This is a genomic window from Marinobacter segnicrescens (assembly GCF_900111555.1).
In the GTDB taxonomy this organism is placed as follows: Bacteria; Pseudomonadota; Gammaproteobacteria; order Pseudomonadales; family Oleiphilaceae; genus Marinobacter; species Marinobacter segnicrescens.
In genome coordinates this window covers 95551-111028 of sequence record NZ_FOHZ01000004.1, presented here as the reverse complement: position 1 = coordinate 111028, position 15478 = coordinate 95551, and the positions used below count along the sequence as shown (strand labels likewise).

15 protein-coding genes are annotated in these 15478 nt (G+C 60.5%); 5 read left to right on the top strand and 10 right to left on the bottom strand.

The window, feature by feature from the left end:
• Nucleotides 1-40: 40 nt before the first annotated feature.
• From BM036_RS06130 to BM036_RS06120, 3 genes are all read right to left on the bottom strand, one after another.
• Nucleotides 41-784: an SDR family oxidoreductase gene (locus BM036_RS06130; protein WP_091849532.1), complete on the bottom strand. Its 744-nt coding sequence runs from the start codon at nt 782-784 to the stop codon at nt 41-43.
• A 232-nt stretch (nt 785-1016) separates the two neighbouring features.
• A complete protein-coding gene (locus BM036_RS06125) occupies nt 1017-1844 on the bottom strand; it encodes a DUF6544 family protein (protein ID WP_245742501.1) in 828 nt (275 codons plus the stop codon).
• Nucleotides 1844-2056, bottom strand: a complete 213-nt coding sequence (locus tag BM036_RS06120) for a hypothetical protein (protein ID WP_143066572.1) — start codon at nt 2054-2056, stop codon at nt 1844-1846. The genes BM036_RS06125 and BM036_RS06120 overlap by 1 nt, the downstream gene beginning before the upstream one ends.
• A gap of 346 nt (nt 2057-2402) precedes the next feature.
• Between BM036_RS06120 and BM036_RS06115 the strand changes: the two genes are divergently transcribed.
• From BM036_RS06115 to BM036_RS06105, 3 genes are read left to right on the top strand one after another with little or no spacing between them, the layout of a single operon-like run.
• A complete protein-coding gene (locus BM036_RS06115) occupies nt 2403-3446 on the top strand; it encodes an ABC transporter substrate-binding protein (RefSeq protein ID WP_177186011.1) in 1044 nt (347 codons plus the stop codon).
• 52 nt (nt 3447-3498) lie between these two features.
• Nucleotides 3499-4284: an ABC transporter ATP-binding protein gene (locus BM036_RS06110; protein WP_091849526.1), complete on the top strand. Its 786-nt coding sequence runs from the start codon at nt 3499-3501 to the stop codon at nt 4282-4284.
• The gene (locus BM036_RS06105) at nt 4281-5063 is read left to right on the top strand and encodes an ABC transporter permease (RefSeq protein ID WP_091849524.1); all 783 of its coding nucleotides are present in this window, start codon (nt 4281-4283) and stop codon (nt 5061-5063) included. The genes BM036_RS06110 and BM036_RS06105 overlap by 4 nt, the downstream gene beginning before the upstream one ends.
• A gap of 56 nt (nt 5064-5119) precedes the next feature.
• Here the strand turns inward: BM036_RS06105 and BM036_RS06100 are convergent, their stop codons facing one another.
• A complete protein-coding gene (locus BM036_RS06100; RefSeq protein ID WP_091849522.1) occupies nt 5120-6151 on the bottom strand; it encodes an isopenicillin N synthase family dioxygenase in 1032 nt (343 codons plus the stop codon).
• A 529-nt stretch (nt 6152-6680) separates the two neighbouring features.
• Between BM036_RS06100 and BM036_RS06095 the strand changes: the two genes are divergently transcribed.
• A complete protein-coding gene (locus BM036_RS06095; RefSeq protein WP_091849520.1) occupies nt 6681-8042 on the top strand; it encodes an amidohydrolase family protein in 1362 nt (453 codons plus the stop codon).
• 53 nt (nt 8043-8095) lie between these two features.
• Here the strand turns inward: BM036_RS06095 and BM036_RS06090 are convergent, their stop codons facing one another.
• The 4 genes from BM036_RS06090 to BM036_RS06075 form a co-directional block, all read right to left on the bottom strand.
• Entirely contained in the window at nt 8096-9163 is a 1068-nt protein-coding gene (locus tag BM036_RS06090; protein WP_091849518.1) for a BMP family ABC transporter substrate-binding protein, read from the bottom strand.
• Between the two features lie 177 nt (nt 9164-9340).
• Nucleotides 9341-10531, bottom strand: a complete 1191-nt coding sequence (locus BM036_RS06085) for an MFS transporter (protein WP_245742500.1) — start codon at nt 10529-10531, stop codon at nt 9341-9343.
• Nucleotides 10532-10647: 116 nt separating this feature from the next.
• On the bottom strand, nt 10648-11247 hold the full coding sequence (locus tag BM036_RS06080; RefSeq protein WP_091849515.1) for a cytochrome b/b6 domain-containing protein: 600 nt from the start codon (nt 11245-11247) through the stop codon (nt 10648-10650).
• On the bottom strand, nt 11244-11795 hold the full coding sequence (locus tag BM036_RS06075) for a hypothetical protein (RefSeq protein WP_245742499.1): 552 nt from the start codon (nt 11793-11795) through the stop codon (nt 11244-11246). Before BM036_RS06075 ends, BM036_RS06080 begins: the two co-directional genes overlap by 4 nt.
• 72 nt (nt 11796-11867) lie before the next feature.
• On the opposite strand from BM036_RS06075, the gene BM036_RS06070 reads away from it, so the two are divergent.
• Nucleotides 11868-13000, top strand: a protein-coding gene (locus BM036_RS06070) for an IS3 family transposase (RefSeq protein ID WP_425434074.1) whose coding sequence is annotated in 2 segments (ribosomal slippage) — nt 11868-12123 and nt 12123-13000 — 1134 coding nt in all. Because the reading frame shifts where the segments join, the coding sequence is not laid out codon by codon here.
• A gap of 37 nt (nt 13001-13037) precedes the next feature.
• On the opposite strand, the gene BM036_RS06065 is transcribed toward BM036_RS06070, so the two are convergent.
• Both BM036_RS06065 and BM036_RS06060 read right to left on the bottom strand, forming a co-directional pair.
• On the bottom strand, nt 13038-14120 hold the full coding sequence (locus tag BM036_RS06065) for a tetrathionate reductase family octaheme c-type cytochrome (protein WP_091849510.1): 1083 nt from the start codon (nt 14118-14120) through the stop codon (nt 13038-13040).
• 148 nt (nt 14121-14268) lie between these two features.
• Entirely contained in the window at nt 14269-15465 is a 1197-nt protein-coding gene (locus BM036_RS06060; RefSeq protein WP_091849508.1) for a TsoY family (seleno)protein, read from the bottom strand.
• Nucleotides 15466-15478: the final 13 nt, after the last annotated feature.

Sequence of the window (15478 nt, the reverse complement as noted above, 5' to 3'; positions counted from 1 at the left end):
AATTTCCGCACTATAACGGGTAAAAACGGGGCGCCACTGATTACCAGGGCAGTTCCGAACCATCCCAGCTCAGGAACCGGCCGTTATCCCCTTCGCTCAACGCATCGAGCACATCAAGTAAATTGGCGGCAGTTTCATCGGCTGTATGGACTTTCAGCCTGGCCAGAGACTGCTGGAACGGTTCACTCAAAGCGGATTCCGTAGTGCCCGGATGAATCGACACACAGGCAACCGGTTTGCAACGGCGGGATAACTCAATAGAGAGGTTTCGCACTAGCATATTCAGTGCAGCCTTCGAACTCCGGTAGGCGTACCAGCCTCCGAATCCGTTATCGGTAATCGATCCAACTTTCGCAGAAATGGCAACAATCTGCTTGAACCGACGGTGGCGAAGCCATGGCAGCAACGCTCTCACCAGCAACGCGAACCCGGTGGCATTCACCGCAAATGCACGCGCCATGTGGTCGGTATCCAGATCTTCAAGGCGCTTCTCCGGGAACATATCCGGCCCATGGAGCACCCCCGCAGCGTAAATGAAGGTATCAATGCCTTCGTCCCGAGCCAGTGTCAACTCCAGCGCCTCTGCCACCGCCGTCGGTGATTCGCTATCCCCGGCCTCCCACGCCAGCACATCACACCGGTCGCTGGCCTGGAGTGCCTGAGACGCCCGGCCCGGGTCACGACATAATCCGATCACCCTCAGCTGCGGATCCCGTTCGATCAGCCGGGTCGCAAGCGCGCCACCGATCGCCCCGGAAACACCGGCTATGACAACTCGTTTCATAAACACCTCCCTCATTCGGGAGGACATACGAAATAACTGCCCTGCGGAGATGACGCCATACATAAAATCGCTGGGAGGGGCGCTATAAGATCAGCCCAATCGATACCGAAAACTGTCTGCTCAGTTCTTGGCCAAAAAATAAATCAAAAACCAAATCTGTCCCGATACCGCCAACTGGCGCATCAGGACCGAAGCTGCACCTTCCCGCTCATGCATGAATCCGCCCGTGGTGCTACTCATGGGGAAACCCGACAGCGGTGACATCCGCCACGAAAAAGGGAAAGTACCGATCGGTGGCGAAGTGATTCCCCGCTTCCACATGGGTGGGCAACCGAAAACCATCGAACCACCGGAATTCGGAGAGGTACCCACCGAAGGATTGCCACTGGTACTGCTTCCGGGGATTGGCGTTGCTCCACCGCTGGAACCGGACTTCCGTCGGTTGGCCGTCCGCCGCCACCGTTACCTCAACGGCTTGAGAAAACCCTGGGTACTCAACGGTGACACGGGCGCGGTCGGCATCCAGTTCCTCCCAGGCAACACCCGGACCGGGCAGCATAGCCGCCGGCGTCCAGAATATGGCTTCGGCCACGTAGCGGCCAAACGCCGAACGGGTGTGATCCGGGTCTCCGCCCAGTCGAGCGACCGGTAACAGTCCCATTAACCAGAACCGGGTCCAGCGCTGGCTGTCTGACCCGGACAGTCTTATCAGGCCACGCCGCGCCTGCATTTTCCAGACGAACCCGGCCGGCATGGCCAGTAACTGAATCGCCGTAAAATCCAGATAATCGGGTTTGTCTTTGGTGCCCATACCGAAACGGCCCGCCATGTGGATTCTGGCGACCGTAAACAGCGGGGTTCCCCGAGCGATGGTGTAAAGAAAATAGCGTCGCGCCGGTTCCGGCAGGGCGGCAACCAACCCGGCATCAAAGGAACGGGGCTGTGGGGGCTGGCCTGCGGTCAACTCCTGCATGGCGGCCCGATCTGCCCGGTGGTCAATTCCACGCCAGAGAGACAGCGTCGCTACCGTCAGAACAAAGCAGCCAAGCAACACGGCCATCAACATCCTTCAATAACGTCTTCAACCGGCCGCCGGCGAGAACGCGGCATCTCCGGACCTCGCCCAACCCGGACAACAAGGTCCGCACGGCGCTCACCAATTCCGATGGCACGTGCAAACGCCGGGCGCAGTTCAGCGACCTCGATCGGCTGATTGATAAAGGCTGTGCACAGCCCAAGAGCCGTCGCCGTGGCATGGTCTGAGTAGTCCATGTACACCCCCCGCACCGCCTTAAGGTATTGCCATATCCGATAGTATCGCTCCGGACGGACAGCTTTTCCTGATTTCCATCAAGAGAGCAGCACCCGGGCGATTTTCATCTCACCAAACCGCGCTCCTTACTACCAACCGCACCGAAATAGCCCAGGGAGCAACGCCCGGGCCTCAATTCCGTGCACTCTGACGGCCATGCCAGCTGATACAAACATCACAAACAGACCATATGGTCAGGTTTTTCAGCTCTCTGTCATCATGAAGGTCACACTGGTATGCCAATTGCTCAGGCCCTGTTGGCACAAAACCAGAACACAGGATTTAACGACAAAGCGAGGAAGTACCATGAAAGACAACCACCACAAACCGGGCCTGTTCAAACGGCTCGGCTCCGCGCTGCTGCTGGGCGGCGTACTGGCCGCGATGACTCCAGGCGCCCAGGCCGAAACCCAGATCCGTTTTACCCTGGACTGGCGCTTCGAGGGGCCTTCGGCGCCCTTCCTGATGGCGCTTGAAAAGGGCTACTTCGCGGATGAGGGACTCGATGTCACCATCGACTCCGGCAATGGCTCCGCCGGTGCTGTGACCCGGGTGGCTACCAACAGCTACGACATGGGTTTCGCCGACTATAGCGCCCTCACCGAGACTACCGCCAAGAATCCGGACACCGAGGTCACCGGGGTCTACATGGTGTACAACGCCATGCCTGCCGCGGTGTTTGCCCTCAAGGAGTCAGGCATCGAGAAGCCGGAAGACCTCAAGGGCAAGACCCTGGGCGCGCCGGTTTTCGATGGCGGCCGCAAGGCCTGGCCGTCTTTCGCCCGCCACAATGGCCTGGCGGCGGATGATGTGGAATGGCAATCGGTGGAGCCGGCTATCCGCGAAACCTTGCTGGCCCGGGGTGAGCTGGACGGTATAACCGGATTCTACTTCACCAGCCTGCTGAACCTGGAGGCCCGGGGCGTGGACCCGGACAACATCGTCGCCCTGAAATACCCGGACTACGGGGTGGAGTTCTACGGCAACACCATCATCGCCCGCAACGAATTGCTGGAAGAAAACCCGGAAGCGGTCCGGGGCTTTCTGAAGGCCTTCAACAAGGCCCTGCAGGAAACCATCGATGATCCGGAAGCCGCCATCAAATACGTCAAACAGCGGGATGGCCTGATCAAGGAGGAGCTGGAGCTGCGCCGGCTGAAGCTGGCCCTGGAGACCAACGTGATTACCGACGAAACCCGCGCCGAAGGCCTGGGTGCCGTGACGGAGGATCGGATGGCCCGGGCCCTGGAGGACATGATCGCCTCCTACGAGCTGGCGTCTTCACCGGAACTGGAAGCGCTGTTTGACAGCAGCTACCTGCCGCCCCGCGAAGCACGGATGATCGACTAACCCGCGAGGCCCGGGCCATTGCCCGGGCTGCACATAACTGCCGGAGTTCCTGATGGATCTGGTCGAATTCGAGAATGTCAGTATGCGCTATGGGGAAGAAGGTCCCATGGCCATTGAGAATATCTCCCTCAGTGTTCGGGAGAACGAGTTTGTCGCGGTGGTCGGCCCGTCCGGCTGCGGCAAGTCCACCCTGATGAAACTGGTGACCGGGCTGGCGCCTCCCAGCGACGGCTATGTCTACCTGGGTGGCAAGCAGGTATCCGGACCCCAGCAAGGTGTGGGCATGGCCTTCCAGGCCTCCAACCTGCTGCCCTGGCGGACCACCCTGGACAACATCCTGCTACCGATGGAAATCGTACAGGATTACCGCCACCGCTTCCGTGCCGAAAAGGCGACGTTCCAGGAACAGGGCCGGGCCCTGCTGGCCCGGGTGGGACTGGCTGGCTGCGAGGACAAGTTTCCCTGGGAGCTCTCCGGTGGCATGCAGCAGCGGGCCTCCATCTGCCGGGCGCTGATCCATCGCCCGTCCCTGCTGATGCTGGACGAGCCCTTCGGCGCCCTCGATGCCTTCACCCGGGAAGAACTGTGGTGCATGGTCCGGGACCTGTGGCAGGAAGAACCCTTTACCGTGGTACTGGTCACCCACGACCTGCGGGAGGCGGTGTTCCTGGCTGACACGGTATATGTGATGAGCAAGGGCCCCGGGCGCATCCTGGTACGCAAACCGGTGGACCTGCCCCGTCCCCGGGACCTGGCGGTGACCTATACCGACGAATTTGCCGAGCTGGTGTTCGAACTGCGGGATCATATCGGCCGCATCCGGGAGGAGACTGCATGACATTGCTACAGCGAAAACGACTGTTGATCAAGGCCTCGCCCTGGATCCTGCTGGTGACATTGGCACTGCTTTGGGAGCTGGTGTGCTTTGCCTTCAGCGTGCCGACTTACCTCTTTCCCGCGCCGACTGACATCTGGGCGTCATGGCTGGAGTACCAGGGCCCGATCATGAAGCACGCCACCCATACGCTGTTTACCACGGTGGCGGGGTTTGCCATTGCGGTTATCTTTGGCGTGATCCTTGGGGTTCTGGTGGGCTCGTCTCCGCTGATCTACAAGGCCGTTTACCCGCTGATGGTGGGTTTCAACAGCATTCCCAAGGTGGCTTTCGTGCCGGTGCTGGTGGTGTGGTTCGGCATTGGCACCGTGCCGGCGATCCTCACCGCCTTCCTGATCTCGTTTTTCCCCGTGGTGGTGAACATGGCCACTGGCCTGGCCACCATGGAGCCTGAACTGCAGGACGTGCTGCGCTCGCTGGGCGCCAGCAGGCTGGACATCCTCAGGAAGGTCGCCCTGCCGCGCTCCATGCCCTATTTCTTTGCCTCCCTGAAGGTTGCCATCACCCTGGCCTTTGTGGGTTCTGTGATCTCGGAGACCGTCGCCTCGAATGTGGGCATCGGCTACCTGATGATCTCGGCCAGTTCCACCATGGACATGGGCCTGGTATTCGCCGGCCTGGTGGTCATCGCCATTATGGGGGTGGTGATGTACGAGATGTTTGCCTTCGTCGAGCGGCGCATGACCGGCTGGGCCACTCGCGGATCCGACCCGGCGTTCTGACCCGGCTGGATCAGCGTCATCACAGGGCCTCCCGTGGGAGGCCCTTTCCGCATGAGTTACTGCCGGGCTGCCGCAGCCTTCTCCGCCGCATCAAAGTTCGCCTGGATCCGCTGCAACAGGTAGTCCCGCGCCGAGATCGGCGGGTATTTCTGTTCCGGACCCTGGATGATCACATCCTTGTTGGCCTGGCAGAAGAACGCCAGGCTGTAACGGGGGCCGTTGTACTCGCCCGGCCTAGGCATGCGTACCCGGTGCAGGGTGGACTTGAGGCGGTCGTCGCTCCATCGCATCAGCATATCGCCGATGTTACAGGTGATGCGATCCTCCCTGGGAGTGACGGTGAACCACTCCCGGTCATCGCCCTTGCCTTCTGCGTCCTTGCCGGGGCTGACCTGCAGGCCGCCCTGCCCCTCCTGCTGGAACACCATGGTCAGGCAGTCGAAGTCGGTGTGGGCGCCAGCCCGCCAGATCGATTCGTCGGGCTGGTGGTCGTCCGGCAAAGGAAGATAGTGCAGCAGACGCAGGGTGCTCTGGTAGTCCGGCTGCGCCCGGTCATGGGCCCGGGTGAAGAAGTCCCGCTCAAAGCCCAGCCGGTCTGCAAAGCAGGACAGCACCTTCATGCCCAGCTGCCAGGCCCGGTACTCGAAATCCAGCATCACCCGGTGGAATTCCGGCACCAGGGTCTGGTTCGGCCACAGGTCATCCATGTGCGGCAGGGTGATCTGGTAGGACTCCTTATCGTCCGCAGTGCCCGTGGACGGACGCACCTGGGACTTGAACTCCCAGCCGGCATTCAGGCCCTTCTTGAGCGGGAAGCGCTGCTTATCGGCCTCGGGCAGGGCAAAGAATGTCTCTGACAGACCGAACGCCTCGCGGACCAGGCCCAGCGCCAGGCCATGATTCGCCAGCTGGAAGAAACCCACCTCCGTGGCGGCCTGCCAGAGCTGGTCTGTGATTTCCCCTCGTCGCTGATCGAAATCGGTCAGATCAATCACGGGCACGTCCCGCTCGATCTCCTTGCCCATGCCACCAAAGGTGGTTTCCAGGTTCAGTTCCTTGAGGGCGTACTTCTCTGCAGTGTTGGTCATTGGTACCTCCGGGACTCTCGTCTGATGGGATTAACGACCGGAGGAGATCAGCGGAGGGGCAAACGCAGCGAGTCCTGCTGTCGCCGCCAACCGCGCTCGCACGCCGGCCGACGACTGAGCAATGACCCGACACCAGCGAACGGCCAGCGCCTGACTGCTTCTACTCAGACTTGGGCCGGTCAGCGATGAAGTGCTGACCGGCAGATTAGTGGAAAGCAGCATCCATGCCATTCACTCCGCCCTCGAAGCCTACCTTTAATCAGTCACTTGGCGGCATTTCCGTCAGCCAGCGTATCATCCCGGGAACCAGGGCGGTGCTGCGCCTGCCACACCTGCACCGTCAAGGTGCTTTGTGGATAGCCATCAGAGGGACAAAATCCGGACCTGACCATATGGTCAGTAAATGGACAGGATATTGCATCAGGATCTCTACCACTGTCATTCAACACAAGAGTAGAAGCGGTCAGAAGTCTGCCGGACCACGGCGGAGCTTCGGGACATTGCTCGTTCGTCCGTAAAGGAGCAACCATTGAACTACCTGATCCGAAACGCTGTCGCCATCCACGCCGAGGACAACCCCACTGCCCGGGACATCCGTATCCAAGATGGTCTTATCACCGAGCTTGGCCGGGGCCTGGCACCCACAGCGGAGCAGCCGGAGACCATTATCGACGCCAGTGGCTGTGTGATCTGGCCGGGGCTGGTGAACACCCACCACCACCTGGCCCAATCCATCATGAAGGGGGTACCCGCGGGGCTGAACCAGGGCCTCGGGGAATGGCTCAGCAGCGTACCCTACCGCTTCTGGCCAAAGGTTACCCCTGAGTTGATGTACCACGCTGCCCGGCTGGGCCTGTACGAACTGATCCGCTCAGGCGCCACCACCTGCGCCGACCATCACTACCTGTACCACGCCACTACCAGCCCGGAACTGGAAGAAGCGGTCTGGCAAGCGGCAGATGAACTGGGCATCCGCCTGGTTCTGTGTCGCGGCAGCGCCACCGAGACAGGCTCCCACGAGGGCATGATTGAACACCGCATCGAACCGGAGACCATCGACCAGGTCATCGACCGCCTGGATGCCACCCGCAAGAAGCACCACCAGGAGGGCGCAGGCGCCATGAAGAAGCTGGTGGTAGCCCCCACCAGCCTGATCCATTCCAGCACACCGGACGGGCTCAGAGCCCAGGCCCACTGGGCCCGGGAGCATGGCCTGAAGATGCATTCCCACCTGCTGGAGGTGGCATATGACGAGGTCCAGGCCCGGGAAAAATACCACCAGGGCGCCATTGATTACGCCGAAGCCTGCGACTGGCTCGGACCAGACGTGTGGTATGCCCACCTGGTCCACACTGATGCCCATGCCATCGAAAGACTGGCCGCCACCGGCACTGGCATTGCCCATTGCCCCACCTCCAACTGTCGCCTGGGCAGCGGTATCGCCCCGGTGGTGGCCATGGAAAAGGCCGGCGTGCCTATCTCGCTGGCGGTGGACGGCTCGGCCTCTGCCGAATCCGGCTCCATGCTGCAGGAACTGAACCTGGCCTGGCTGATCCACCGGGCCGCCCACGGGCCGGATGTCACCACCCTTGAACAGGTGCTGGACTGGGGCACCCGTGGCGGCGCCGACTTGCTGGGCCTGCAGGAAACCGGCAGCCTGGCCGTTGGCAAGCAGGCCGACCTGGTGCTTTACGACATTGATCAGCCGCGCTTTGCCGGCGTCCACTCACCATTGATGGCGCCCCTGATGTGCGGCGAGCCAGTGCATGTGAAGCACAGCTTCGTGCAGGGTCGTTGCGTTATGGAAGATGGCCTGGTCACCGGCCTGGATGAGCGGGAGTTGACCCGGAAGGTGCAGGAGGGGGTCGCCCGGATGCTGGCTGACGCCTGAGAAAACAAAGCCGGCGGGTATTGCCCGCCGGCTTTTGGTTATAGCCTGCCCGTTTATTTCGGCAGGTTTGCTGTCATGCCTTCCACGTACCAGTCCATGCCTGCCAGTTGCTCGTTGGTCATGGCCTCGCCTTCCGGTACCCGCAGCTCACCGTCCTGGTCCTTCAGCGGGCCAGTGAAGGGATGGAACTCACCGCTGTCGATAGAGGCAATCACCTCATCCACCTTCGCCCGCTGCTCCTCCGTCAGTCGATCACTGATACCGATGACCTGGATGACATCCTCGGAAATGCCGCCCCAGTAGTCGCTTGGAGCCCAGTCGCCGTCCATGACCGCCTGGACGGTATCGATGTAGTACGGGGCCCAGTCATTGACCACGGACAGCAGGTGCGCATCGCCACCAAACTTGCGCATGTCGGAAGCCTGGCCCACGCCCCAATTACCCCTTTTGTCAGCCGCCATCAACGGCGCCGGGCTGTCGGTATGCTGGACGATGACGTCGGCACCCTGATCCATCAGTGCGTTGGCGGCATCAGCCTCCTTTGCCGGATCAAACCAGGTATTGGCCCACACCACCTTGAGCTCGATATCCGGATTGACCGACCTGGCTCCCAGGTAGACGGCGTTGATGTCCCGGATAACTTCCGGAATCGGGAAAGAGGCGATGTAGCCCAGGGTATTGGTCTCGGTCACCAGGCCCGCAGCAACGCCGGTTACGTAGCGACCTTCATAGGTGACTGACAGGTAGGTGCCCAGATTCTCGGCACGCTTGTAACCGGTGGCATGCAGGAAAGTCGTATCGGGGAACTGCTCAGCCACCCGTGCAGTGGGATTCATGAAGCCAAAGGAGGTGGTAAAGATCACCTCATTGCCCGCCTGGGCCAACCGACGGATGGTGCGCTCGGCGTCGGCACCCTCGTTGACATTTTCCACGTAGGTGGTCTCCACCTGGTCACCGAAGTGCTCCTCAAGGGCCAGGCGCCCCAGATCATGCTGATAGCTCCAGCCGTGGTCCCCGATCGGGCCGACATATACGAAACCCACTTTCATAGGGTCCTCGGCCATGGCGGACACGGGCAGGGTGAGTGCGGCAGCAAGTGCCAGGCTGCGTTTAAGGCTCATGGGTACTTCTCCTGAACGGTTGGGTCGTTGTGTTGTTTCCGTAGGCACGGATTACCGAGCTAACCGCAGCAAAAAGCTGGCCAAGTGTTCAGGAATTTCAAGCAATTGATTTTATTTGGTATATTTTCCTCTCTGAGGCTGCGTCAGCATTTCAGGCACCATTGTGGCGCAGCCGACTCATCGTCGCTGCATAAAGATCAGCGCAAGTGCGATGATCAGGCCAGAAGCGCCGAACGCCAGTACAAACCCACCCAGCTCCAGCAGTGCCCCAAAGAGCAACGGCGCCAGGAAGTGGATCGCCCGGTTGGCCATCAGGCGCATGCCAAGGGCACCAGAACGTTTTTCGCGATCGACAGACTCCGCAAGAAGCACCATGGACAACGGCTGGGTAAGCCCTGCGCCAATGCCCACCAGTACCGCCAGCAGGCCGATCAGCAGAATCTGTTCGGAGAACCCGAGGAAGGTAATACCCGCCGCCAGGGTGCCCAGTGCCAGCAGAACCGCGTTGCGGCGACCGCCCACCATCGCGATCATGGGCGCCATGAATGGCCGGATCAGCATGGAGACTGCCGCCCGCAGGCTCACCAGCACCCCGATAACGACCGGACTCATGGCCAGGCTTTCCAGGTAAACGGGAAGGTAACTGCCGTAGACCCCCAGCGCAAACATGCCCAGCACCGTCACCAGCACCGACAACTGAACACCCGGGTTGGTACGCATCAGCTCCCATTGGGCGCGAAAGCCCGTTTCTCTGCGGGTTACCTTCAGGCGCTCCCTGGCCTGCCCGGTGAGCCAGAAACCGGCCAGGCCGGCCAGGGCGCCGAACACCGCCATCACCAGGAACACCTGACCGGTGCCCGGCCCTGAGTCCAGCAGATAACCGGCAAGCAGTGGACCGACCACCTGGCCGCCGGACAGCCAGGTGGAATACCAGCCGAAATACCGCTCCAGTGTCGGGCCGGTACCCAGATTGGAGATGAGGGTCTGGGCCGCCAGCACCATTTGCAGGTGGGCCAGCCCTACCAGCAACTGGCCCAGCACCAACCCCGGGTAGCCATACCAGAAGTGCATGGACAACAGGCCGGCCACCATCAGGCAGGCACCGCTGATGAGCGTCGCCCTGCCCCCATAACGGGTCACTACCCCACCCAAGGGAATGGCAAACAACAAGGGCAGCAGGTACTGGATACTGAGCACGGCGCCCAGCACCAGCGGTGAGGCCCCTAGCCGAAGCCCGTAGACCGGCACTGAGACAATCAGCATGGAATAGACCACAAAGCACAGGGTCAACGCCAGGCAGACCACAAAGAAGTTCCGGCGAGCGTCGGTGTCGGTTGGGACAGAGTCGGAAGGGGTATCAGCAGTCAAGGCGCGGTCTTGTGGCGAGGGTTAAGTGGAAAACGCCACATGGTACCCGGAGCCTCCGCCGACGGAAACCGGGGATGGCGAAGGGCCGGAGTTTAAACCCCAGCCCTCTCAGCCCGTTACTTCTCGTCGATATCGTCGTACCCGGTAACCATCGGCCGGATATGACTGGTCAGGGTGTGTCCCATGGTGGTCATATACACGTGGGCAATGATGAAGACCAGCATGGCAAAGGCCGCTGCAGTGTGGATCATCGCGACCCATTCCAGCGCCAGTGTACCCGCCAGCATGGCGGGCCAGTCAGCATAGAACAGGTACAGCAGGCCCGATACCCAGATCACCGGCGATATCACCAGCTTGAAGAACAGGTAGGCCAGCCGCTGCAAGGGGTTATGCTTGGCCCGGGTAGTCTTTCGATAGGGGTGCTCTGCCCCGGTGAAGGTACCCACCAGGTAGTAATGAATCACCGCAAACAACCCGTTCCGGGTCGGGATATACTGGCGCCACTCCCCTGTCGTGATATGCCAGAAAATGGCAAACAGCCACAATACGATCAGCGCCCAGGCCGCCAGCGTATGCACCTGTGTTGCATCACCGAACCCCAGTACCGAGTAACTGCCGTGAATCTCGAAACCGGTGAACAGCAGCGTGAATATCAGCAATGCCTGGCACCAGTGCCAGAAGCGCTCGAAGCGTTTATAGATCATGACGCGGCTCATGAGTGCTTCCTCCCCCTGAAGATAACCCTTGCGGCGATATGGGCCAGCACCCCCAGCAGCGTCATCACGACGACCAGCCAGCCAATCCGGTCCAGCCAGGCGTTGCCGCTGTGTCCCGGCATGTAGATGCCCCCGATGCCCGCCAGGCGGCTTTCTGCACCATGGCATGAACCACAACGCAAGGCCTGCTCAGCAGGCGGCACCATGTGGGTAATGGGCCAGTACATTTTCGTTTCCACGAAGTCATACTCACCGCTGAAAGGCCGGCCGGACATTTCGCTGCCGGCCTGCAATGCGTTCGGCCAGTTGAAATTGCTCCACAATGAAGTGTCGTCCGCACCGAATACGTGGGTGACCAACAAGGTGTTGAGCTGTGTGTCGAACGGCTGCTTGCCACGCATCAGTTTGAACGGCCAGATACGGGAGGCGGGGTCGTCAGCACTGCCGTCAATGTGGTTGATTTCGATGGGTTCGCCGGAAAGATCCAGCTCATCTTCCAGCAGGGTGTACTCCACGGTGCCATCGAACCAGGCGTAGTGGGGCACCACGTTTTGAAGTGGACCCCAAATTTTGGACAGGTGCCTAAGCTCTGATTCATCATCTCCAGAAGGAGGAGAATCATGAGCAAGAAACGCAAGCAATACAGCGCATCATTCAAGTCCAAAGTCGCCCTGGCTGCCCTCAAGGGCGACCAGACCACATCCGAAATTGCTGCCCGTTTCCAGATCCACCCCACCATGGTCAGCACCTGGAAGCGCGAACTGCTGGAGAATGCCCCGGGCCTCTTCGAAGGCAAGAAGAAGGCCGGCAAGCAATCCGATGAGCCCAGCACAGACGAACTTTACCGAGAGATTGGCCGACTGACGGTGGAACGCGATTTTTTGTCGCGCAAGCTCGATCAGTAAGCCGTCAACAGCGGTTGGCGATGATCGAGCGTGGTCATCCCCAAGTCAGTCTTTCGCGCCAGTGTGAGCTGCTCAAGCTGAGCCGCTCATCGGTGTACTACGTCCCTCGTGAGCAGTGTCCGGAGGATTTGCATCTGATGTATCTGATTGATCAACAGCACCTGGAAACGCCGTACTATGGCTCTCGCAAGATGCGGGTTCACTTGCAGCACCAGGGCTATCGGGTCAACCGGAAGCGGGTGCAGCGGCTGATGCGCACCATGGGCATTCAGGCGGTGTATCCGCGCCCCAGAACCAGCATTCCGGGCGATGGGCACAAGGTGTACCCGTACCTGCTCACAGGGCTGAAAATCGACCGCCCCAACCAGGTGTGGGCAACAGATATTTCATATATCCCGCTGGCCCGGGGCTTCATGTATCTGGTCGCCATCATCGACTGGTACAGCCGCAAGGTGCTGTCCTGGCGGATCTCCAACACCATGGACACAGACTTCTGTGTCGATGCCCTGGAGGAGGCTCTACAGCGCCATGGAACGCCGGAAATCTTCAACACCGATCAGGGCGTCCAGTTCACCAGCGAGGCCTTCACAAGCGTTCTCAAAGAGCATGGCATCCGGATCAGCATGGACGGCAAGGGCTGCTACCATGACAACATCTTCGTGGAACGGCTCTGGCGCAGCGTCAAACACGAGTGCGTCTACCTCACTGCCTTCGAGGATGGCCAACACTTGAAGCAGGCGCTCCACCGGTACTTCCGGCATTACAATCAGACCCGGTACCACCAAACCCTTGATTACCAAACGCCCGATGAGCTGTACTACGGGCAACCCATATCTCTGGCAGCCTGAGCCAGGGAAACAACCGGATCATAGCTTAGGGACACCATCAGGTTGTCCAACTGATTGGGTCCACCTCATTTTCCTCATGATGGAAGTCTCCCTTGGTGCTGAGATAGCTTACGTGGCCGCTTTCGTCATACTCGGTAATGGGATTGCCATCTTCGTCCAGCCTGCCGGCGGTTGACCAGTCCCACCACATCTTGGTGGGCACCCCGCCCCGGGCGAACTCGGGCACGTGGCAGGTCTGGCAGGCCAGCTTGTCCACGTGGTCGTTAAGCTTGGGTTTGTCATGGGGCTCAAAGCCGTGGCAGGACTCGCAACTTGCCCGGCTCAGGTCGGTATGGCCGGGCACATCAATACCCAGTGTGTCCTTCGCGGTGGCCTGGTAACGGCTGCCGGAAACATTATGGCCCCAGGTTGAGTGGCAATCGGCGCAGGTGAAGTCAAGCCCGTCAGGGGACATATGCACATCCAGGGATCGAGGCGGATTCACGAGGGACGAATCAAGGTCACCGTGTTTCACGCCATCTCCGCCACCACCATAGAAGTGACAACTGCCACAGTTCTGGCGGTCACTGGCACCGACATTCTGGGCAATGCGGGGCAGGTCGGGGGGATTGACCATTTTTCCACTGCCGCCGGGCCACTCGCGGGGCTTGTCGGTGGGCAGACCGGCGAGGGTGGGAAACTTCCAGTAGTCGCCCGTGGTGTCGTGGCAGACCAGGCAGTCAACGGCAGAATCTTCCGACGGTGGGGGCTGGTTCATATCCGTCCAGCCGTAACCCACGTGGCAGGAGGTGCAGCGGGGTTCATTGGTCACCACCATTCCGCAGAAGCTGTTGATCACGTTCCGCTTGCCCAGCTGCTGGCCAGTTTCCGGGTGGTCGTAGGTCCAGTTCCAGTGGGTGGTTTCGCGGATCTGGTTCGCGGCTTCGTTGTGGCAGCCCAGGCACGCTTCCGTGACTTCCTGAGCGCTGCTGAACGGGCCCTGCAGGGCCTCAAACTTGCTGTGGTCGGCGGTCGGTGGCGACCGTTCTGCACCCAGCGCGACGGAACTCGCCGTCAGCACCAACCACGCCAGCACTATCATAAGCCAGCCCTTGCCCACCCTGGGATCAAGCGATTCCATCACTGCCTCCTTCGGACGACTGAAGCCCCCGGTACCCGGAACTTACGCCCGCTATTCACCCTAGCTGCCAGTATGTCATTTTTCCACGCCACGTCGTTCCGACGTTGATGCGGATCAACCTGTCCCCTAATCATAGTCGTACTTCTGGTCAGGCATGGTCAGCACCACCAAAATGCAGCCGGTTGAGCCGGATAACCAGCCAGATCGTAACCCCTTGCAGCACCAAGGCGATGACCGTCAAAGCCCAGTAGCCTGCACTGAACCGCTCAAGGGCACCGAACCCAACCAGCCCGGCATTGATAAAGAAGTGCACCATGACCGTGAGTGCCACCCCCGGGCAGACCAGTGCATAGGCACCGGCGGATTTTTCTGTACCGGTCACAAACCGGGAGAAATAACCGTACCGGGATAGCACCACCCAGCCGAGCAAGCCAAACACCAGCTGTGCACACAGGAAGAACATCAGCATGGTCAGGGCCTCTACCCCACCGGCCCCTGACTCGAAATGGCCGTGCAGCCCGTGAGTCTGCCGTAAAAGCGTGATGCTCAGGGTGGTCAGAATGGGTACGACAATCCACAAACTCGGAGCGGTGGATGGATCAGCCCCCTGTTCCAGCATGGCACGGAATCCAAGCACCACCTGTATCCCGCCAATAATAAACGCCAGCACCATAAAGAAGCTTGAAAGCACCAGGCTGAAGGCGACCGTCACCGTGTTCTGGCTCATCGCTGCGGGCGCTGCCAGCCCCACGGCGATCATGGCGCTGGCGAAGGCGGGCATCAGCTGCCCCAGGTTGTTGTTACGCACGCAGTCGAAGCCACCACCCACCAGCACCCGGCCCCAGAAATCCCGCAGCAGCGCCAGCGCCCAGTAACCCACCAGCACAAAGGCAAGCAGGGCCAGCGGGAACAGCCACTCAACCACCGACCAGAGTCCCGGCACAAAGGTAAGGCCGAGGATGAAGCCGACGTTGATGCTCATAGCGACCGTCAGAGGCCCTGCCAGCAACTGGGTTTCCGAGTTACTGTTGCGCAACTCATGGTAGGCCGGCGTGCTGCGAAACCGGGCGTACCGTCGCAGGTTCCAGACCAGGAGGTGGATGTGAAGGGCAGAAAATAGTGCAACACCTGCCCAGGCCCCCAGCACTGCAAGCTTGATCAACAGGCCGCCCTCTGCCAATGCGGCAACGGCATCCTCAAACAGCGGCACCGGGGCGCCGGGATGTGGCAGCCAGAACATCAGCCACATAAAGAAAGAAACCGACAGCCCCCCCGCCCCTAGGGCCGCGAGGAAATAGGTGGGCACCCACCCGGAGTCGTCAACCCTGGATAATCGATAGAACATGTTACTTCCCCCT

What these genes read in the sequence shown, in the direction of transcription:
- BM036_RS06130 (WP_091849532.1), bottom strand. Translation starts at nt 784, where the DNA reads ATGAAACGAGTTGTCATAGCCGGTGTTTCCGGGGCGATCGGTGGCGCG.
- BM036_RS06125 (WP_245742501.1), bottom strand. Translation starts at nt 1,844, where the DNA reads ATGGCCGTGTTGCTTGGCTGCTTTGTTCTGACGGTAGCGACGCTGTCT.
- BM036_RS06120 (WP_143066572.1), bottom strand. Translation starts at nt 2,056, where the DNA reads ATGGACTACTCAGACCATGCCACGGCGACGGCTCTTGGGCTGTGCACA.
- BM036_RS06115 (WP_177186011.1), top strand. Translation starts at nt 2,403, where the DNA reads ATGAAAGACAACCACCACAAACCGGGCCTGTTCAAACGGCTCGGCTCC.
- BM036_RS06110 (WP_091849526.1), top strand. Translation starts at nt 3,499, where the DNA reads ATGGATCTGGTCGAATTCGAGAATGTCAGTATGCGCTATGGGGAAGAA.
- BM036_RS06105 (WP_091849524.1), top strand. Translation starts at nt 4,281, where the DNA reads ATGACATTGCTACAGCGAAAACGACTGTTGATCAAGGCCTCGCCCTGG.
- BM036_RS06100 (WP_091849522.1), bottom strand. Translation starts at nt 6,151, where the DNA reads ATGACCAACACTGCAGAGAAGTACGCCCTCAAGGAACTGAACCTGGAA.
- BM036_RS06090 (WP_091849518.1), bottom strand. Translation starts at nt 9,163, where the DNA reads ATGAGCCTTAAACGCAGCCTGGCACTTGCTGCCGCACTCACCCTGCCC.
- BM036_RS06080 (WP_091849515.1), bottom strand. Translation starts at nt 11,247, where the DNA reads ATGAGCCGCGTCATGATCTATAAACGCTTCGAGCGCTTCTGGCACTGG.
- BM036_RS06065 (WP_091849510.1), bottom strand. Translation starts at nt 14,120, where the DNA reads ATGGAATCGCTTGATCCCAGGGTGGGCAAGGGCTGGCTTATGATAGTG.
- BM036_RS06060 (WP_091849508.1), bottom strand. Translation starts at nt 15,465, where the DNA reads ATGTTCTATCGATTATCCAGGGTTGACGACTCCGGGTGGGTGCCCACC.